Origin of the sequence: Acidovorax sp. LjRoot38, assembly GCF_964252975.1 — a bacterium.
GTDB lineage: Bacteria > Pseudomonadota > Gammaproteobacteria > Burkholderiales > Burkholderiaceae_C > Acidovorax > Acidovorax facilis.
The window spans coordinates 286,939-301,871 of record NZ_CAXUPT020000007.1 but is presented as its reverse complement, the minus strand read 5'-3'; the positions used below and the strand labels follow the sequence as shown (position 1 = coordinate 301,871).

At 59.5% G+C, this 14,933-nt stretch carries 17 protein-coding genes; 3 read left to right on the top strand and 14 right to left on the bottom strand.

The features are described 5' to 3' along the window. The first annotated feature begins 230 nt into the window (after positions 1-230). Positions 231-2,129, top strand: a complete 1,899-nt coding sequence (locus tag ACSQ22_RS15595) for an ATP-binding cassette domain-containing protein (protein WP_436130828.1) — start codon at positions 231-233, stop codon at positions 2,127-2,129. Positions 2,130-2,206: 77 nt separating this feature from the next. Here ACSQ22_RS15595 and ACSQ22_RS15590 read toward each other — a convergent pair whose 3' ends face one another. The 7 genes from ACSQ22_RS15590 to ACSQ22_RS15560 form a co-directional block, all read right to left on the bottom strand. Further along, complete coding sequence (locus ACSQ22_RS15590) at positions 2,207-3,304, bottom strand: protein-glutamate methylesterase/protein-glutamine glutaminase (protein ID WP_055398272.1); 1,098 nt, start codon at positions 3,302-3,304, stop codon at positions 2,207-2,209. Positions 3,305-3,319: 15 nt separating this feature from the next. Continuing rightward, a complete protein-coding gene (cheD, locus tag ACSQ22_RS15585) occupies positions 3,320-4,069 on the bottom strand; it encodes a chemoreceptor glutamine deamidase CheD (protein ID WP_055398273.1) in 750 nt (249 codons plus the stop codon). A gap of 27 nt (positions 4,070-4,096) precedes the next feature. Continuing rightward, a complete protein-coding gene (locus ACSQ22_RS15580; protein WP_436130827.1) occupies positions 4,097-5,002 on the bottom strand; it encodes a CheR family methyltransferase in 906 nt (301 codons plus the stop codon). 101 nt (positions 5,003-5,103) lie between these two features. After that, on the bottom strand, positions 5,104-5,592 hold the full coding sequence (locus ACSQ22_RS15575; protein ID WP_010466005.1) for a chemotaxis protein CheW: 489 nt from the start codon (positions 5,590-5,592) through the stop codon (positions 5,104-5,106). 52 nt (positions 5,593-5,644) lie between these two features. After that, positions 5,645-7,804 (bottom strand): chemotaxis protein CheW, encoded by a 2,160-nt coding sequence (locus ACSQ22_RS15570; protein WP_436130826.1) that lies wholly within the window; start codon positions 7,802-7,804, stop codon positions 5,645-5,647. Positions 7,805-7,844: 40 nt separating this feature from the next. Then, positions 7,845-8,207, bottom strand: coding sequence for a response regulator (locus ACSQ22_RS15565; RefSeq protein WP_010466008.1), 363 nt, complete (start codon positions 8,205-8,207; stop codon positions 7,845-7,847). A 49-nt stretch (positions 8,208-8,256) separates the two neighbouring features. Then, positions 8,257-8,703 (bottom strand): hypothetical protein, encoded by a 447-nt coding sequence (locus ACSQ22_RS15560; protein ID WP_010466010.1) that lies wholly within the window; start codon positions 8,701-8,703, stop codon positions 8,257-8,259. A gap of 182 nt (positions 8,704-8,885) precedes the next feature. On the opposite strand from ACSQ22_RS15560, the gene ACSQ22_RS15555 reads away from it, so the two are divergent. Both ACSQ22_RS15555 and ACSQ22_RS15550 read left to right on the top strand, forming a co-directional pair. Beyond that, entirely contained in the window at positions 8,886-9,998 is a 1,113-nt protein-coding gene (locus ACSQ22_RS15555; protein ID WP_436130825.1) for an ATP-binding protein, read from the top strand. Beyond that, positions 9,995-10,624 carry a response regulator gene (locus ACSQ22_RS15550; protein WP_228898922.1) on the top strand — a complete coding sequence of 210 codons (630 nt, stop codon included), beginning with the start codon at positions 9,995-9,997 and terminating at the stop codon, positions 10,622-10,624. The genes ACSQ22_RS15555 and ACSQ22_RS15550 overlap by 4 nt, the downstream gene beginning before the upstream one ends. 24 nt (positions 10,625-10,648) lie before the next feature. On the opposite strand, the gene fliR is transcribed toward ACSQ22_RS15550, so the two are convergent. The 7 genes from fliR to ACSQ22_RS15515 form a co-directional block, all read right to left on the bottom strand. Continuing rightward, a complete protein-coding gene (gene fliR / locus ACSQ22_RS15545) occupies positions 10,649-11,419 on the bottom strand; it encodes a flagellar biosynthetic protein FliR (protein ID WP_055398277.1) in 771 nt (256 codons plus the stop codon). An 80-nt stretch (positions 11,420-11,499) separates the two neighbouring features. Further along, positions 11,500-11,769, bottom strand: a complete 270-nt coding sequence (gene fliQ, locus ACSQ22_RS15540) for a flagellar biosynthesis protein FliQ (RefSeq protein ID WP_015015801.1) — start codon at positions 11,767-11,769, stop codon at positions 11,500-11,502. Between the two features lie 11 nt (positions 11,770-11,780). Further along, positions 11,781-12,488 (bottom strand): flagellar type III secretion system pore protein FliP, encoded by a 708-nt coding sequence (gene fliP, locus ACSQ22_RS15535; RefSeq protein ID WP_121422887.1) that lies wholly within the window; start codon positions 12,486-12,488, stop codon positions 11,781-11,783. A gap of 55 nt (positions 12,489-12,543) precedes the next feature. Next, positions 12,544-12,900: a FliO/MopB family protein gene (locus tag ACSQ22_RS15530; protein WP_436130824.1), complete on the bottom strand. Its 357-nt coding sequence runs from the start codon at positions 12,898-12,900 to the stop codon at positions 12,544-12,546. A gap of 7 nt (positions 12,901-12,907) precedes the next feature. Next, positions 12,908-13,345, bottom strand: coding sequence for a flagellar motor switch protein FliN (gene fliN, locus ACSQ22_RS15525; protein WP_055398281.1), 438 nt, complete (start codon positions 13,343-13,345; stop codon positions 12,908-12,910). Beyond that, positions 13,335-14,339 (bottom strand): flagellar motor switch protein FliM, encoded by a 1,005-nt coding sequence (gene fliM / locus ACSQ22_RS15520; RefSeq protein WP_010466026.1) that lies wholly within the window; start codon positions 14,337-14,339, stop codon positions 13,335-13,337. Before fliM ends, fliN begins: the two co-directional genes overlap by 11 nt. An 18-nt stretch (positions 14,340-14,357) precedes the next feature. After that, a complete protein-coding gene (locus ACSQ22_RS15515) occupies positions 14,358-14,930 on the bottom strand; it encodes a flagellar basal body-associated FliL family protein (RefSeq protein WP_436130823.1) in 573 nt (190 codons plus the stop codon). Positions 14,931-14,933: the final 3 nt, after the last annotated feature.

The following is a 14,933-nucleotide window of genomic DNA, read 5'->3' as shown; positions in this document are numbered from 1 at the left end:
GCAAGACTACTGGGCAGGCGCTCCCGTCGCCACTCTTGGGCGGCAAGAGCGCCCGACTCATTCGATGTCTGGTTCTACCGGAGCGCGGACGGAGCAACAGGCACATACACACAGTGCTGCAAGTGCATGTCATATGCACAGCACTACCCATGTGAAGAGACGAGCCCACTGAAGCAGCGCCGAAGATCCCCAACAGGCTTATACGGCCCCGCCCCGATAATCTTGCTCTTATGGCACTTATCACCTTATTGGACGCCCAACTCGCATTTGGGCATGTTGCATTGCTGGACCACGCTGGCTTTTCTCTGGAGACTGCGGAACGTGTCGGCCTGATCGGCCGCAATGGCGCAGGCAAATCCTCGCTTCTCAAAATTCTTGGAGGCCTGGCAAAACCAGACGACGGCTCGCTCCAGGTACAGCAAGGAGTGCGGATTGCATTTGTGGCCCAGGAACCTTCCCTGGACGCTACCGCCACCATCTTCAAGTCGGCATCCGAAGGATTGCAGCGTGTCATCGCGATCCGCGACCAGTACCTGTCGGGTGCGGAAGGACTAGACCTGGACGCATTGCAGTCGGAGATTGAAGCGTATGACGCCTGGAACTGGGAGCAACGGGTGGAGGAAACCCTGCAGCGGCTGCACCTTGATCCGGACGCGGTGGTCGGCACGCTGTCGGGCGGAACCAAAAAACGCGTGGCCTTGGCACAAGCCTTGGTGGCACGCCCAGACGTACTTTTGCTGGATGAGCCGACCAACCACCTGGATCTTGATTCGATTGAATGGCTGGAGGACCTTCTGCTCGACTTTCCCGGCAGCGTTGTCACGATCACCCATGATCGATCGTTCCTGGACCGGGTCGCCACGCGCATTGTGGAACTCGACCGAGGCCAGCTCCGGTCTTACCCCGGAAACTTCGCGCAATACCAGATACAGAAAGAAGAGCAGCTGGCGCAGGAGGCTGTCATCTCGGCCAAAGCCGACAAGCTTTTGGCGCAGGAAGAGGTCTGGATACGTCGTGGCGTCGAAGCACGCCGTACGCGCAGCCAGAGCCGCATCAGCCGCCTGGAGCAATTGCGTGCGCGCCGCGAAGCACGTCGCGAGGTGGTCGGCAGCGTTCGCATGGATGTGGCAACCGGTGGTTCCAATGGCTACCAGGGCAAGATCGTCGCTGAACTGACCGGGGTGGGCAAATCGTTCGGCGACAAAACGATTGTTCGCAACTTCACGGGGACCATCCTGCGCGGCGACAAGGTGGGACTGATCGGCCCCAACGGAGCGGGCAAGACCACGCTGCTCAAGATGATCCTTGGCGAACTGGCGCCTGACGAGGGCACCATCCGCCAGGGAGCCAACCTGCAAGTTGCGTATTTCGACCAGATGCGCCACGCGGTCAATCTGGATGCCACGCTGGAAGACTTCATCAGCCCTGGCAGCGAATGGATCGAGATTGGCAACCAGCGCAAACACGTGAAAAGCTATCTGAGCGATTTCCTGTTCTCTCCGGCCCGCGCGCACTCTCCGGTTCGCTCGCTATCGGGTGGGGAACGTAACCGCTTGCTGTTGGCGCGGCTGTTCGCCCGTCCTGCCACCGTCCTGGTGCTGGATGAACCCACCAATGATCTGGACATCGACACGCTGGATCTCCTAGAAGAGCTGCTGGAGAACTATGAAGGTACGGTCTTCCTCGTCAGCCACGACCGGACATTTCTCGACAACGTCGTCACCAGTACCATCGCATTTGAAGGCGATGGACTGTGGCGAGAGTACGAAGGCGGCGTGCAGGACTGGCTGCTGCAATCCAAGCGCAGCAGGGCTCTCAACGCTTCAGCACCTGCCACCAAAAAGGTTGATGCGGAAATTTTGAGTCAAAATGCCGATCAGCGCTTATCCAGCAAGCCCGAACAGCTATCAAAAAAGAAGCTTAGCTACAAGGAGCAGCGCGAACTGGATCAGCTCCCGGCGCAGATCGCCAGCCTGGAATCCGAACAGCAGGCGCTCCAAGAGGCACTGGCAGATGGGACCCTCTACAGCACCGATCCGGCGCGGGCAGCAGTCATGACCGCGAGGGCGGGCGCGATCGAAGACGAGTTGATGGCCGCACTGGAGCGCTGGACAGCCCTGTCCGCATAGCGTTAGCCGGTCGGGGAACATAGCGCGGCCCGCAGGAAACCATCCAGCCTGCAGCGCTCAAGGGCCGCGTTATTCCATCAGATGCGGTGGTGCAGCCGATCAGTAGCGCCGCGCAGACGGGTGATCAGCGCAGGCGCGATCTGCCCCAGCGGCAGAACCTCATCAGCAGCGCCATGGGCAATGGCCTCACGCGGCATGCCAAAGACAATACAGGTCGCCTCATCCTGCACATAGTTGTAGCTGCCGGCGTCCTTCATTTCGCGCATCGCAGCCGCTCCATCATTACCCATTCCAGTGAGCATGATGCCGAAGGCGTTGCGTCCAACCACTGCGGCGGCAGATTTGAACAGCACTTCCACCGAGGGCTTGTGACGATTCACGGGCGGACCGTCATCCACCACCGCCACATAGTTGGCACCACTACGTGCTACATGGAACTGGGTGCCACCCGGCGCGATGTAGGCATGGCCAGGCAAGATGCGCTCGCCATTGACCGCCTCTTTGACCGTAATCTGACACAAGCCATTCAAGCGGGCAGCAAAGCTGGTGGTGAACCCTGGAGGCATGTGCTGGGTAATGACAATCGCGGGCGAATCCGCCGGCATTTGCACCAGCACCTCCTTGATAGCCTCCGTCCCCCCTGTGGAAGCACCAATGCAGATCAGCTTTTCGGTGGACAGACGGCCCAGGAGAGCCGAGGCTGGGGGCGCGACAGCAGCCCCGGCGCCGCCCCCTGCTGGCGCAGCGTCACGCACGGGTGCACGGCGGACCTGGGCGACCGCAGCCACACGGATCTTGTCCACGATCTGCGCAGCGAGATCATTGAGGCCGCTGGCCAGCCCCACCCGGGGCTTGGCCACAAAATCGACGGCCCCCAGTTCGAGCGCCTTCATGGTCACCTCGGCGCCCCGCTCCGTCAGCGTGGAAATCATCACCACTGGCATCGGGCGCAAGCGCATCAGACGCCCCAGAAAATCGATGCCATCCATCCGTGGCATCTCAACATCCAGTGTGATGACATCAGGATTGAGCTCGCGGATCATCTCGCGTGCCACCAAGGGATCGTTGGCCGTGCCAATGCACTCCATGTCCCGCTGCCGGTTGATGATCTCGGACAGCAGACTACGGACCAGCGCCGAATCGTCCACCACGATCACCCGGATTTTCCTGCTCATTAACTCACGCCTTCCTCAAAACAGATCGACAGAACCGCCCGAGGTAGTCTTTGCCACAGTAGCTGCATTGCCACGCACTTCCTGGGCCACCAGGGTTTCGGGATGTGCGTGTGCCAATCGCTTGACCATGGCCTTCCCCGTGATGGGGAAAAAAACCACCTTGCGCGGATAAATATCCAATACATCCTCGGAGACGATGGGAATCCGCTCCGTGTGCAGGTAGTTCAAAACAAAATTGGTGTTGCGCTCACCGACGTTCATGGTCGTGAAGTTGTGCATGACCTGCGCACCGCCAAATATCTTGGCCTGCATGGTCTCGCGCCGGGCGCCCAGCTTGAGCATCTCGTTGATCAGCAATTCCATCGCGTATGAACCATAGCGGCCCGACGCATCCGCCACGTCACCATCGGGCAGCATGAAATGGTTCATCCCTCCCACATGCGCGCGGCTGTCCCACAAGCAGGCGGCAATACACGACCCCAACACGGTCATGATGATCATGTTCTCGTCGCCGACGAAATACTCACCAGGAAGCACCTTCACAGCGTTGTGCTGGAAATGATGGTCCAGGTAGAAAAAGGATGCCTCCCCAGGCTTGCGGCTGCGCGCCTTGAGATCTTGCAGCGATGATTCCCTTGCAGGACCTGCCCCCGCAGAGTAGATGTCCGCACTCAACGGCGCAATGCGAGGGGCACGGCGCCGCTCGGACGCGCCAGAAGAGGCGGCGGCCGGAGAAAGAGAGGATCCTGATGGAATATTGGTCATGGGCTAGGTGCGAGGCAACATGGCAGGTCAGCGACGCTCGTACACGGTCTTGCCACGCAGCGTAAACAGGTCTCTGGACTCGCTAAAGTTTTCGGCATGCCCCACAAACAGCATGCCCCCGGGTTTCAGGACCCGGTGAATCCTTTCCAGCACGCGTCGCTGCGTGGCGGCGTCAAAGTAGATCATCACATTGCGGCAGAAAACCACATCGAAGGGCTCTTTGAACGGCCAGTCATCCCGGATGAGGTTCACGCTCATAAAGTCAATCGCGCGGCGCAACTCCGGCTTGGCCCGCACCATCCCCAGGTTGCCACCCTTTCCCCGCAGAAAAAACTTTTGCAGGCGCTCCGGGCTCAGCCCCTTGAGACTGTCAAGGCGGTACACCCCTTGCGCCGCCGTCGCCAGCACGCGGGAATCAATGTCACTGGCAGTCAGCTTGAAAGAAGCGTTGGCTCCCAGCGCCTCGAACGCGGTCATGACAATGGAATAAGGCTCTTCTCCGGTGGATGCCGCGTTGCACCAAACCTTCCAGCTGGCAGACGGCTTGCTCCGCAGGTGCGAAGCAAAAATCTCAAAGTGGTGCTGCTCGCGGAAGAACGCAGTGAGGTTGGTGGTCAGGGCATTGATGAACTCCTGCCACTCCGGCCCGTCGTGCGTCTCCAGCCATCCCAGATAGTCGTGAAAGCTGCTGTGGCCCGTGTCCCGCAAGCGGCGTGAAAGGCGGCTATACACCATGGCGTGCTTGCCATCGTGCAAGCTGATCCCGGCCCGTTGATAGATCAAGGCCTGCACCCGCGCAAAATCTGCATTGGTCCAGACGAATTCACGCCCTTGAGCCAGCGGCCCCGACGGCGCTGCAGCAGCGGCAAACGCTGGATCCGCCCTGCCAACGGAAGGCCGGGCTGTTGAAGAGGCACTGGTGGGTTGGGCCATATTGATCATCCGACGGGAAATCCTGTTCGCTCCTAGAGATCTGCAAGCCACACCTGAAATCTGGCAGGTGCCGGGTCCACCACGTTGGTGACGGAGGAGTCCTACTCGTTGGCAGTCACCAGCCCCATGTCTACGCCGGACATGAGTTTCTCGATGTCCAGCAAAATCAGCATCCGCTCCCCCACCGACCCCAGCCCCAGGATGCAGCTGTTGTCGATGGCGCTTTCGATATCAGGCGCCGAACGGATGCTCTCAGGTGTCAGCTCCATCACATCGCTGACGGAGTCCACCACGATTCCTACCACCCGGTTGCGGAGGTTCAGAATGATGACCACCGTGAAGCTGTTGTAGTCGGCTTGCGCGCAGTTGAACTTGAGCCGCATGTCAACGATGGGCACGATGGTGCCGCGCAAATTGACGACACCCTTGATGAAGTTAGGGGCGTTCGCAATCCGTGTAGGTGGCTCATAGCCACGTATCTCCTGCACCTTCAGGATGTCGATACCGTACTCTTCCTGGTCGAGACGGAAAGTCAGATATTCACGGGTGCCCGTTGGCACCGCCTCTGCTGTTTTACCCATCACACTCATGGTGCTTCTCCTTTCGTGACAGCGCCGTGCCCCTGGGAACGGCCGCTTGAATCTAGTGGCGCGCCCTGCGCACCAAACCGCCTGTGTCCAGAATGAGTGCGACCGTGCCGTCACCCAAGATGGTGGCCCCCGAAACGTTGGGAACCTTGCGGTAGTTCGACTCCAGGTTCTTGACCACCACCTGGTGTTGGCCCAGCAGCTCATCGACCAACAGCGCCACACGGCTGCCATCCGCCTCGACCACCACCATGATGTTGCTGGATTTGTTGGGATCGAAACGCGGCACCTGGAAAATTTTCTCCAGCGCAATCACCGGCATGTATTCATCGCGCACTTTCACCAGTTGCGAACCTTGGGCCACGGTGCTCACATCGTCTGCATTGACCTGGAAGGACTCCACCACCGAAGACAGCGGAAGAATGTAGACCTCATCACTCACCCCCACGGACATGCCATCCATGATGGCCAGCGTCAGTGGCAGGCGCACAGAAACCTTCATTCCGTAGCCTTCAGCGGAATCGATTTCGACCGAACCATTGAGTGCAGCGATGTTGCGCTTGACCACATCCATTCCCACGCCACGCCCGGACACATCCGTCACCTCGTCAGCTGTGGAGAAGCCGGGCGCGAAAATCAATTGCCAGACCTCCGCGTCGCTCATCTGCTCTGACACTTCAATGCCGCGCTCTTGGGCCTTGCTGAGAATCTTCTCGCGCGAGAGCCCACGGCCATCGTCGCGTACCTCAATCACGATCGAGCCGCCTTGGTGAGAGGCAGACAACGTGATGGTCCCATGCTCGGATTTGCCTTTGGCCAATCGGTCTGCGGGCATCTCAATACCGTGGTCGCAACTGTTGCGCACCAAGTGAGTCAGCGGATCGGTGATCTTTTCCACCAGCCCCTTGTCCAGTTCGGTGGCTTCGCCCAGCGTCACCAGTTCCACCTTCTTGCCCAGCTTGTTGGCCAGGTCCCGGAGCATGCGGGGGAAACGGCTGAAGACAATGGACATCGGAATCATGCGGATCGACATGACCGACTCCTGAAGATCGCGGGTATTGCGATCCAGGTCAGCCAGCCCTGCCAGCAACTGCTGGTACGCACCAGCATCCAGGCCCCGGCTGTTTTGCGCCAGCATCGCCTGGGTTATCACCAGCTCGCCCACCAGATTGATGAGCTGGTCGACCTTTTTCACATCGACCCGAATGGTCGTGGACTCCATCTGCGCCTGCATGGCAACCTTGGGCTCGCTGGCCTTGGGGGCTGCAGCAACCTTCACAGCTTGGGCTGGGGCCTGCGCTGCGTGAGGTGCATCCGCACGTGGGGCACCAGGCGCTTCGCTGAAGAAACCGTAGGCCTCACCCCCAGCGGCGCCAGCAGCAAGGACCGTTTCTTCATCCTCGTCAGCGGCAACGCCCGACGCTGGCGCCGCAGCGTCACGGATCAGCACCTGTTGCTTGGCCACATGAAAGGCAAACAGGTCGAGCAGATCGTCGTTGGTGGAGGTGGTTTCCACCGCGAAACTCCGCGTATTGGCCTGTGGACTTTCTATGTCACGGATCGCCCCGAGGCCCGGGATATCCCGAAAAAGCTCCTTGATGGCATCCGCCTGCTCCAGTCGATCCAAGGGACCAATCTGAATCTCCAGGGTCCGCGCCTGTCCGGCCACCGCCGGTGTCACTACCTTCGGTGCCGGCGCTGGTGCTGCAGCCTGTGGAGCTGGAGCTGGAGTTGGAGCAGGTGCGGCCGGCGGCGGGGGCGGAGTGACAGCAGGGGCATCCCCGGGGACCAACCCTGCAGCAAGTTCACTAATGCGACGCACCAGTGAGGTGGTGGAAACAGCTTCGCCCTGCCCACCTGCTTGGTGGCGGGCCAGCAGGCTCCGTGAGGCGTCGGCAGATTCGAGAAGCACATCCACCATCTGCGGAATCGGCTGGAGCTCGTGGCGGCGCAAGCGGTCCAGGAGAGACTCCATCTGGTGGGTCAACTCCGCAACATCCGAGAATCCAAAAGTGGCTGAACCACCCTTGATGGAATGGGCGCACCGGAAGATGCCATTGAGTTCTTCGTCATTGGCGCTACTCAAATCCAGATCCAGAAGCATCTGCTCCATCTGGTCCAGGTTTTCGCCCGCTTCCTCGAAAAAGATCTGATAGAACTGGCTCAGGTCGAAGTCAGCACCTGCACCCGATCCTTCTTGGTAAGTTTCCGCCATCATGGGCTCCTGTGTACTTGGTGATCCCGGACAACCCGACTCAGCGGATCACTTTCTGGATAACTTCAATCAGGCGATTGGGATCGAAGGGCTTGACCAACCAGCCGGTCGCGCCAGCAGTACGTCCCGCCTGCTTCATCTGATCACTGGACTCGGTGGTGAGGATCAGAATGGGAATGGTCTTGAACTTAGGGTTCTCACGCAGTTTCCGAGTGAGCCCGATCCCGTCAAGCCGGGGCATGTTCTGGTCAGCGAGCACAAGATCAATATTGTGGCTCTCGGCCTTTTCCAGGGCATCCTGCCCATCCACCGCCTCCACGACGTGATAGCCGGCACCCGTCAGAGTGAACGACACCATTTTCCGCATGGACGGTGAATCATCTACGGCAAGGATCGATTGCATGTAAGGCTCCAACTGACTTAAATATATAGGTTAACCAGTGATGTAAAGATCAGAACAGGTCCACCGAACCGGCATCCATCTCGCTCTGCGTGACAGGGTTAGGCCGGTCGGGCGCCATCTCCGCAAAGGGCGCCGCTTCTTCGCCATCTTCATTGCCCATGGCTTCGGAAGCCAAACGAAACGCGCATCCTTGAAGCACCTTGGTCGTGTGCCATATCAGCTGGGACGCCATATCCTGGAACTGCAACTCAGTCACTGCACTGCGCAGCGCAGCGCGGGCAGCTACCAGCTCCGGGGAATCTGCAACGGCAGCATCCGTCAGCACCGCGTTTGCCTCCCCAAAGCGTTCCAGCAGGTTATCGGTAGCATGGTTGAGCAGTCCTTCCAGGCGATGCAGGTCATGCATAACGACCAGCAACGAATCCTGCAGTTCTGCCGCCACCATGACGGGAACCTGGACAGCAGGTCCTCCAGACGTTGTTAGCGTAGATTGCATCGTTTCTCCATCGCGGCACGCAGCAGCAAAGCACGCAAAAACACAGAACTACGACACCCGCACAGTGGCCCCAAGCCCGTGTGCACCATGGTGTCAGCGCCCATTGGACGCTGACGCTGAAACCATCCCAATCGGACAAACACCCTTGTTTGTTCCAATTTGTATCCTATGATAGCGCTCCTATGGTCACCATAGCATCAGACCAGACCCTCAACATCCTGCATCTTGAAGATTCACTGGCAGATCATGAGTTGACCGCATTGACCCTGCGGCGCTCCGGTCTCCACTGCCACCTCCATCGGGTGGATTCGCTCTCCGAATTCCAGCGGCTCACAGATATCCAGCCGTTCGACATCATCTTGGCAGATTACCGGCTGCCCGGCTTCACGGCATTGGACGCGTGGGCACATGTGGTGCAAAAGCCGCAACACCCCCCCTTTATCCTTCTGTCGGGAGCCATCGGCGAGGCAGCAGCTGTAGATGCGATCCGCCTGGGCATTGCCGATTACCTGCTTAAAGACGACCTTCAGCGGCTGCCGCATGTCATTGCACGCGCCCTGGAGGTTCATGAAGCCCGTCAGGCGCGCGAACTGGCTGTCTCGCAACTGGAAGCCTCGGAGCGCCGACTGGCTGACCTGACGGAACATCTGCAAACCTCGATCGAGCAGGAACGTGCGTCCATTGCCCGCGAGATCCATGACGATATCGGCGGCGCACTGACCGCCGTCAGGTTCGATGTGGCATGGATCGGACGCCATAGCACCAATACGGAGATGCAAGAGCATGCAGCCTCAGCGGCAGAGATGCTGCAGCATGCCATTGGAGCAAGCCAACGCATCATGATGAACCTGCGCCCCCCGATTCTTGAACAGGGACTGGTGGCAGCGGTGCAATGGCTTGCCGCCGGATTTGAGCGTCGCTCGGGCATTCCCGCCCGGGTTATCAGCAGCAGCGAATCTATCCGGGCCACCGCAGATATTCAGCTGGTTGCCTATCGCACAGCGCAGGAGGCGCTGACCAACATCTCCAAACACGCACATCCCCGCACAGTGCACATTGACCTCTCCGACAAAGAGGATGTCCTGACATTGGAAGTGACTGACGATGGGCAAGGCATTGACCCCTGCATGCTCGAAAAACCAAAAGCCTTTGGGCTCAAAGGCCTGCATGAGCGTGCCCGTACAGTGGGGGGATGGCTGGACATCAGCAGTCGGCCCGGCCAGGGCACGTCCGTGATCCTTTCCATACCGCTAACATCGCACACAACACCACCAGCTCCAGGAGATGCGCAGTGATTCATGTGGTCCTGTGCGATGACCACGCCGTCTTGCGGCGCGGAATACGCGATACGCTGGCCGAGGCGCCCGACATCCAGGTAACCGGCGAGGCCGGAGGGTATTCCGAGTTGCGCGAGGTCTTGCGCTCCGCCGCCTGCGACGTATTGCTGCTGGACTTGAATATGCCGGGCCGCAGCGGCTTGGAGGTGCTAACCAGCTTGCGCGAAACCCATTCCGCCATCAAGGTGCTGGTGGTCTCGATGTATCCAGAAGATCAGTACGCCCTGCGCTGCCTGAAAGCTGGCGCGCAAGGATATGCCAACAAGGCAGGGGACCCGGTCGAGCTGATTGCTGCCGTGCGGACCGTCATGCAGGGACGCAAGTACCTCACGGCAGAAGTGGCGCAGATGCTCGCGGACAGCCTGGCACAGCCTACGCCGGAAGCGCCACACACGGCCTTGTCGGAGCGGGAGCTGCAAACGCTGGTAAAAATCGCGTCCGGACGCAGGCTGTCGGACATTGCAGAAGAGCTGATGCTGAGTCCAAAGACAGTGAGTGTCTACCGTTCACGGGTGCTGGAAAAACTCAAGCTGTCCAACAATGCGGAGCTTACCGTCTACGCCATCCGAAACCAGCTGGTCTGAACCTGTCCCCAGCGCCACCTATGTCTACCGCTGAGCAGCAAACAGATCGACTGCCTGCTGCATGAGCGCGAGCACGGGTTGCTCCAGTAGCGGCAGTGTGGCCACAATACCCAGCATGCCTACAGTCAACGTCACGGGGAAACCGACCGCATAGATATTCATTTGCGGTGCCACGCGGGAAATGATGCCCAGCGTCAAATTGACAAACAGCAACAGCGCAATCATCGGCAGAGCGATCCAGAGCGCGCTGGCGAACAGCGACGAGCCCAGTTCATAAAGGCGCATCTGCCCGAGCGCCTGCAAAAAGTTTCCATCGACAGGAAAGCGGTCAAAGCTTTTCACCACGGCCATCAGGATCAGCAAGTGGCCATTGATGACCACAAACAGCAGCATGGCCATATGCCCAAAAAACCGCGCAACGGCGCTGATCTGCGCATTGGACGACGGGTCAAAGAACGACGCGAAATTCAAGCCCATCTGCAAACCGATGATTTCACCCGCCAGTTCCACGGCCGCAAACACCAGCCTGACAGAGAAACCGATCGCAAGGCCCACGGCCACCTGCTGAGCAACAGCACCAAACGCCTCACGACCATTGACGCTGATGACCGGCTGATCACCCAGCACACCCTGCGCGCACAGTGCCACCAGAAACGCCAGTCCAATTTTGACGCGCATGGGAACTGTGCGCATGGAGAACACCGGCGCGACCGAGAACACGGCCAGCACGCGCAAAAAGGGCCACAGAATGGGCGAAAGCCAAGCCATCAGCTGAGCCTCGGTGAAAGTGATCACACGATCCTCAACGGGCTTCGAAGCGGGCGTCTGGAGGACCCGGCTTCAGGAAAAAACCCATAGCTCGCCCTCTCACCGGGCTAGCCAATCATCGAAGGAATCGATTCGATGGTCCGGCGGATAAAGTCCACCAGGGTGCTGAGCATCCAGGGGCCTGCAATGGCAAAAACCACCATCGCAGCAATGAGCTTGGGAACAAACGCAAGCGTCGCTTCGTGGATCTGGGTTACGGCCTGAAAAATGCTCACGAGCAATCCCACCGCCATGACGACCCCGAGCACGGGCATCGAAATCATCAGAAGCAATGTCAGCGCGTCACGCCCGATGGTCAGCACCATTTGTGAAGTCATTGGCAGCTCCTTCAGGGTACAAAACTGGCAGCCAGCGAGCCGATCAGCAGGTTCCAGCCGTCCGCAAGCACAAACAGCATGAGCTTGAACGGCAGTGCCACCAGCACCGGAGACAACATCATCATGCCCAAAGACATGAGGATGCTCGACACCACCATGTCGATCACCAGAAACGGAATGAAGATCATGAACCCGATCTGAAACGCCGATTTCAGCTCACTGGTGACAAATGCAGGCACAAGCACCCTGAGGGGTGCAGTTTCTGCGGTCACACTGGAATCCAGTCGCGCCAAGCGGGAAAACAGGGCAAAGTCAGACTGCCGGGTCTGCTTGAGCATGAAACTGCGCATCGGCGCTTCGGCCTTTTCCAGAGCCTGTTCAAAACTGATGGTGTTATTGGTGTAAGGCACATAGGCATCCTGGTACACACGGTCCAGGGTAGGCCCCATGACAAAAAAAGTGAGAAACAGCGACAGCCCGATGATGACCTGGTTGGGCGGCGCGGACTGGGTGCCCAGCGCCTGGCGCAACAGCGACAAAACAATCACGATCCGGGTAAAGCCCGTCATCATGAGCAACACCGCTGGCAAGAAGGACAGCGCCGTGAAGAACAACAGTGTCTGAATAGGCACCGAGTAACTGTTGCCAGACGGACCGCTCCCCACCACCAGCGGCAGGGACCCGGCAGACGCCTGCGCGAAGGCGAGATCATGCCCCATGAGCCCCACAGAAGCGACCGCTCCCAGCAGCGCCACGCGACGGGTGAGCGATACATCAGCCATTGGCGGTGCTTCCTGGGGCATTCACGGCGGACGCGACTACCTGCGCGAAAGAAGGCTCCGTTTTGGGTGCCGAATGGGGGGCGGCTGACGGGCCAGCAGGGAACACATGCAGACAGCTCACTTGCTGAGCGGTAACGCCCAGCACCAGCCAGGTTCGCGCATGCTCGGGCCCGACTTCCACCGTCACCACGCGCTGATGGGGGCCGACAGCCACTGCGGACAGTACCCGGGACGCGGCTCCCACACCAGCGCTGCCTGCAGCCTGCCGCTGCTGCAACCGGCGGACAAGCCAGGGCAGTAGAGCCATGGCCCCCACAAAAAGGACGACCACGACCAGCGTCTGGGTCATGCTGCCACTATCCACGACTGACCCGCCGCAAACGCTCGGAAGGCGTCACCACGTCCGTGAGGCGAATACCAAACTTGTCATTTACAACCACCACCTCGCCCTGGGCAATGAGATAGCCATTGACCAGAACGTCCATCGGCTCACCCGCGAGTGCATCGAGCTCCACGACCGAGCCTTGCGCGAGCTGAAGGATGTACTTGATGGGTACCTTTGTGCGGCCAAGCTCCACCGATAACTGGACGGGTATGTCCAGCACCATATTGATGTCGTTGACCGTGCCATCGCCACCACCGGAGAAAGGGCGTACAGGCTCACCAGACAACGGGCCACCCTGCTCCCCGTCGCCCGGCTTGTCGTCGGTGCGCTTTTGTTCTTCAAGTGCCTCGGCCCAACCCGCAAACGGGTCGTCCGCGCCAGCATCCTTGTTATCTTCTTCAGTTGACATCTTTTTCTCCCAGCCAGCTCATGTCGGCATTGCGCAGGCATTCTTCAATACGAATGGCGTACTTGGAATTGTGCGTTCCGTACTGGCACTCAAAAATGGGGACCCCACCAATCGATGCGCGAATGCGGGGTTCTCGGTCCAGCTCGATGAAATCGCCAGGCTTCATGGCCAGCAACTGCTCCACGGTGGCGTCGGCGCGTGCCAATTCGGCCACCAGGGTCACTTCGGCTGCCTGGATTTCCCGGGTCAGCACGCGGACCCAGCGGCGATCCACTTCAATGGAGTCGCCCTGGGTGGACGAATACAACACGTCACGGATCGGCTCCAGCGTCGCGTAGGGCATGCAGATGTGGATGGCGCCCGAAAGGTCCCCGATTTCCAGCTGAAACGCCGTGGATACGACGATTTCGCTGGGGGTGGCAATGTTGGCAAACTGCGGCTGCATCTCAGACCGCTGGTACTCCAGCTCCAGCGGGTAAATGCCCTGCCAGGCCTTTTTGTATTCAGCACAGATCACGTCCACCAGGCGGTTGATGACCCGTTGCTCCGTGGGCGAAAAATCCCGACCTTCAATCCGTGTCTGGAACTTGCCCACGCCGCCGTACAGCGTGTCGATGATGCCGAAAACCAGCGAGGGCTCGCACACGATCAGTCCGCTGCCGCGCAGCGGACGGATGGCCACAATGTTGAAGTTCGTGGGTACCGCCAGCTCGCGCAGAAAGGCGCTGTAACGCTGCACGGATACCGTGCCCACCGAAATTTCAGGACTGCGGCGGATGAAATTGAAGAGCCCGATGCGGAAGTTGCGTGCAAACCGCTCGTTGACGATTTCCATCGTCGGCATACGCCCGCGGACGATGCGCTCCTGGCTGGAAATGTCGTAGTTGCGTACGGAGCCCGCCTCCGCGACCTCCTCGACCGACTTCTGGCTCTCACCAGTAACCCCTTCAAGAAGGGCATCAACTTCTTCCTGGGAAAGAAATGAATCACTCATGACTGGTCCTCGCCCGGGTCATTGGATGATGAAGCTGGAAAAAAGCACACGGTGCACCGGGTTGCGCTCTGTGCGCCGACGCGAAGGCCGGTCCTCCGCATCCTCTTCCTTGTCGGCCGCCGCAGCGCGTGCACGCTCCGTAGGAACCGTGTAACCCAGGGGGCGGGAGACTTCCCGCAGGATGTCTGCAGCCAGCTTTTCCTTGCCTTCCCGCTGCAGCAGTTCAGTGGAAGTCCGCTGGGAAACCAGCATCAGGATGCCGCTGCGTATGGAGGGCAAATACAGCTTCACCTGCTCTGCTGTCTTGGCATCTTCCAACTCCAGGGTGATACCAATCTGGGCAAACCGGTCACCGCCAGGGTCTGCCAGGTTCACCACCATGTTCTCCATGGGCAGGAACGTGGGAGCCACCTTGGGCGCCTCCTTGCGGACTGGCGCAGCCCCATCTTCTTCGTCGGCATGGGAGCGGCTGGAAATGAACCAAGCCACCGCGCCGCCACCAATCACCAGCACCGCCACCACAACGCCGATGATGATGATGAGCATCTTCTTGCTTTTGGCCGGGGCCGCTGCGGGAGTATTGGCTGACACGTT

Coding starts and splice junctions, on each gene's coding strand:
- ACSQ22_RS15595 (WP_436130828.1), top strand. CDS start 231: ATGGCACTTATCACCTTATTGGACGCCCAACTCGCATTTGGGCATGTT.
- ACSQ22_RS15590 (WP_055398272.1), bottom strand. CDS start 3,304: ATGAGCAGGAAAATCCGGGTGATCGTGGTGGACGATTCGGCGCTGGTC.
- cheD (WP_055398273.1), bottom strand. CDS start 4,069: ATGACCAATATTCCATCAGGATCCTCTCTTTCTCCGGCCGCCGCCTCT.
- ACSQ22_RS15580 (WP_436130827.1), bottom strand. CDS start 5,002: ATGGCCCAACCCACCAGTGCCTCTTCAACAGCCCGGCCTTCCGTTGGC.
- ACSQ22_RS15575 (WP_010466005.1), bottom strand. CDS start 5,592: ATGAGTGTGATGGGTAAAACAGCAGAGGCGGTGCCAACGGGCACCCGT.
- ACSQ22_RS15570 (WP_436130826.1), bottom strand. CDS start 7,804: ATGGCGGAAACTTACCAAGAAGGATCGGGTGCAGGTGCTGACTTCGAC.
- ACSQ22_RS15565 (WP_010466008.1), bottom strand. CDS start 8,207: ATGCAATCGATCCTTGCCGTAGATGATTCACCGTCCATGCGGAAAATG.
- ACSQ22_RS15560 (WP_010466010.1), bottom strand. CDS start 8,703: ATGCAATCTACGCTAACAACGTCTGGAGGACCTGCTGTCCAGGTTCCC.
- ACSQ22_RS15555 (WP_436130825.1), top strand. CDS start 8,886: ATGGTCACCATAGCATCAGACCAGACCCTCAACATCCTGCATCTTGAA.
- fliQ (WP_015015801.1), bottom strand. CDS start 11,769: ATGACTTCACAAATGGTGCTGACCATCGGGCGTGACGCGCTGACATTG.
- fliP (WP_121422887.1), bottom strand. CDS start 12,488: ATGGGGCATGATCTCGCCTTCGCGCAGGCGTCTGCCGGGTCCCTGCCG.
- ACSQ22_RS15530 (WP_436130824.1), bottom strand. CDS start 12,900: ATGACCCAGACGCTGGTCGTGGTCGTCCTTTTTGTGGGGGCCATGGCT.
- fliN (WP_055398281.1), bottom strand. CDS start 13,345: ATGTCAACTGAAGAAGATAACAAGGATGCTGGCGCGGACGACCCGTTT.
- fliM (WP_010466026.1), bottom strand. CDS start 14,339: ATGAGTGATTCATTTCTTTCCCAGGAAGAAGTTGATGCCCTTCTTGAA.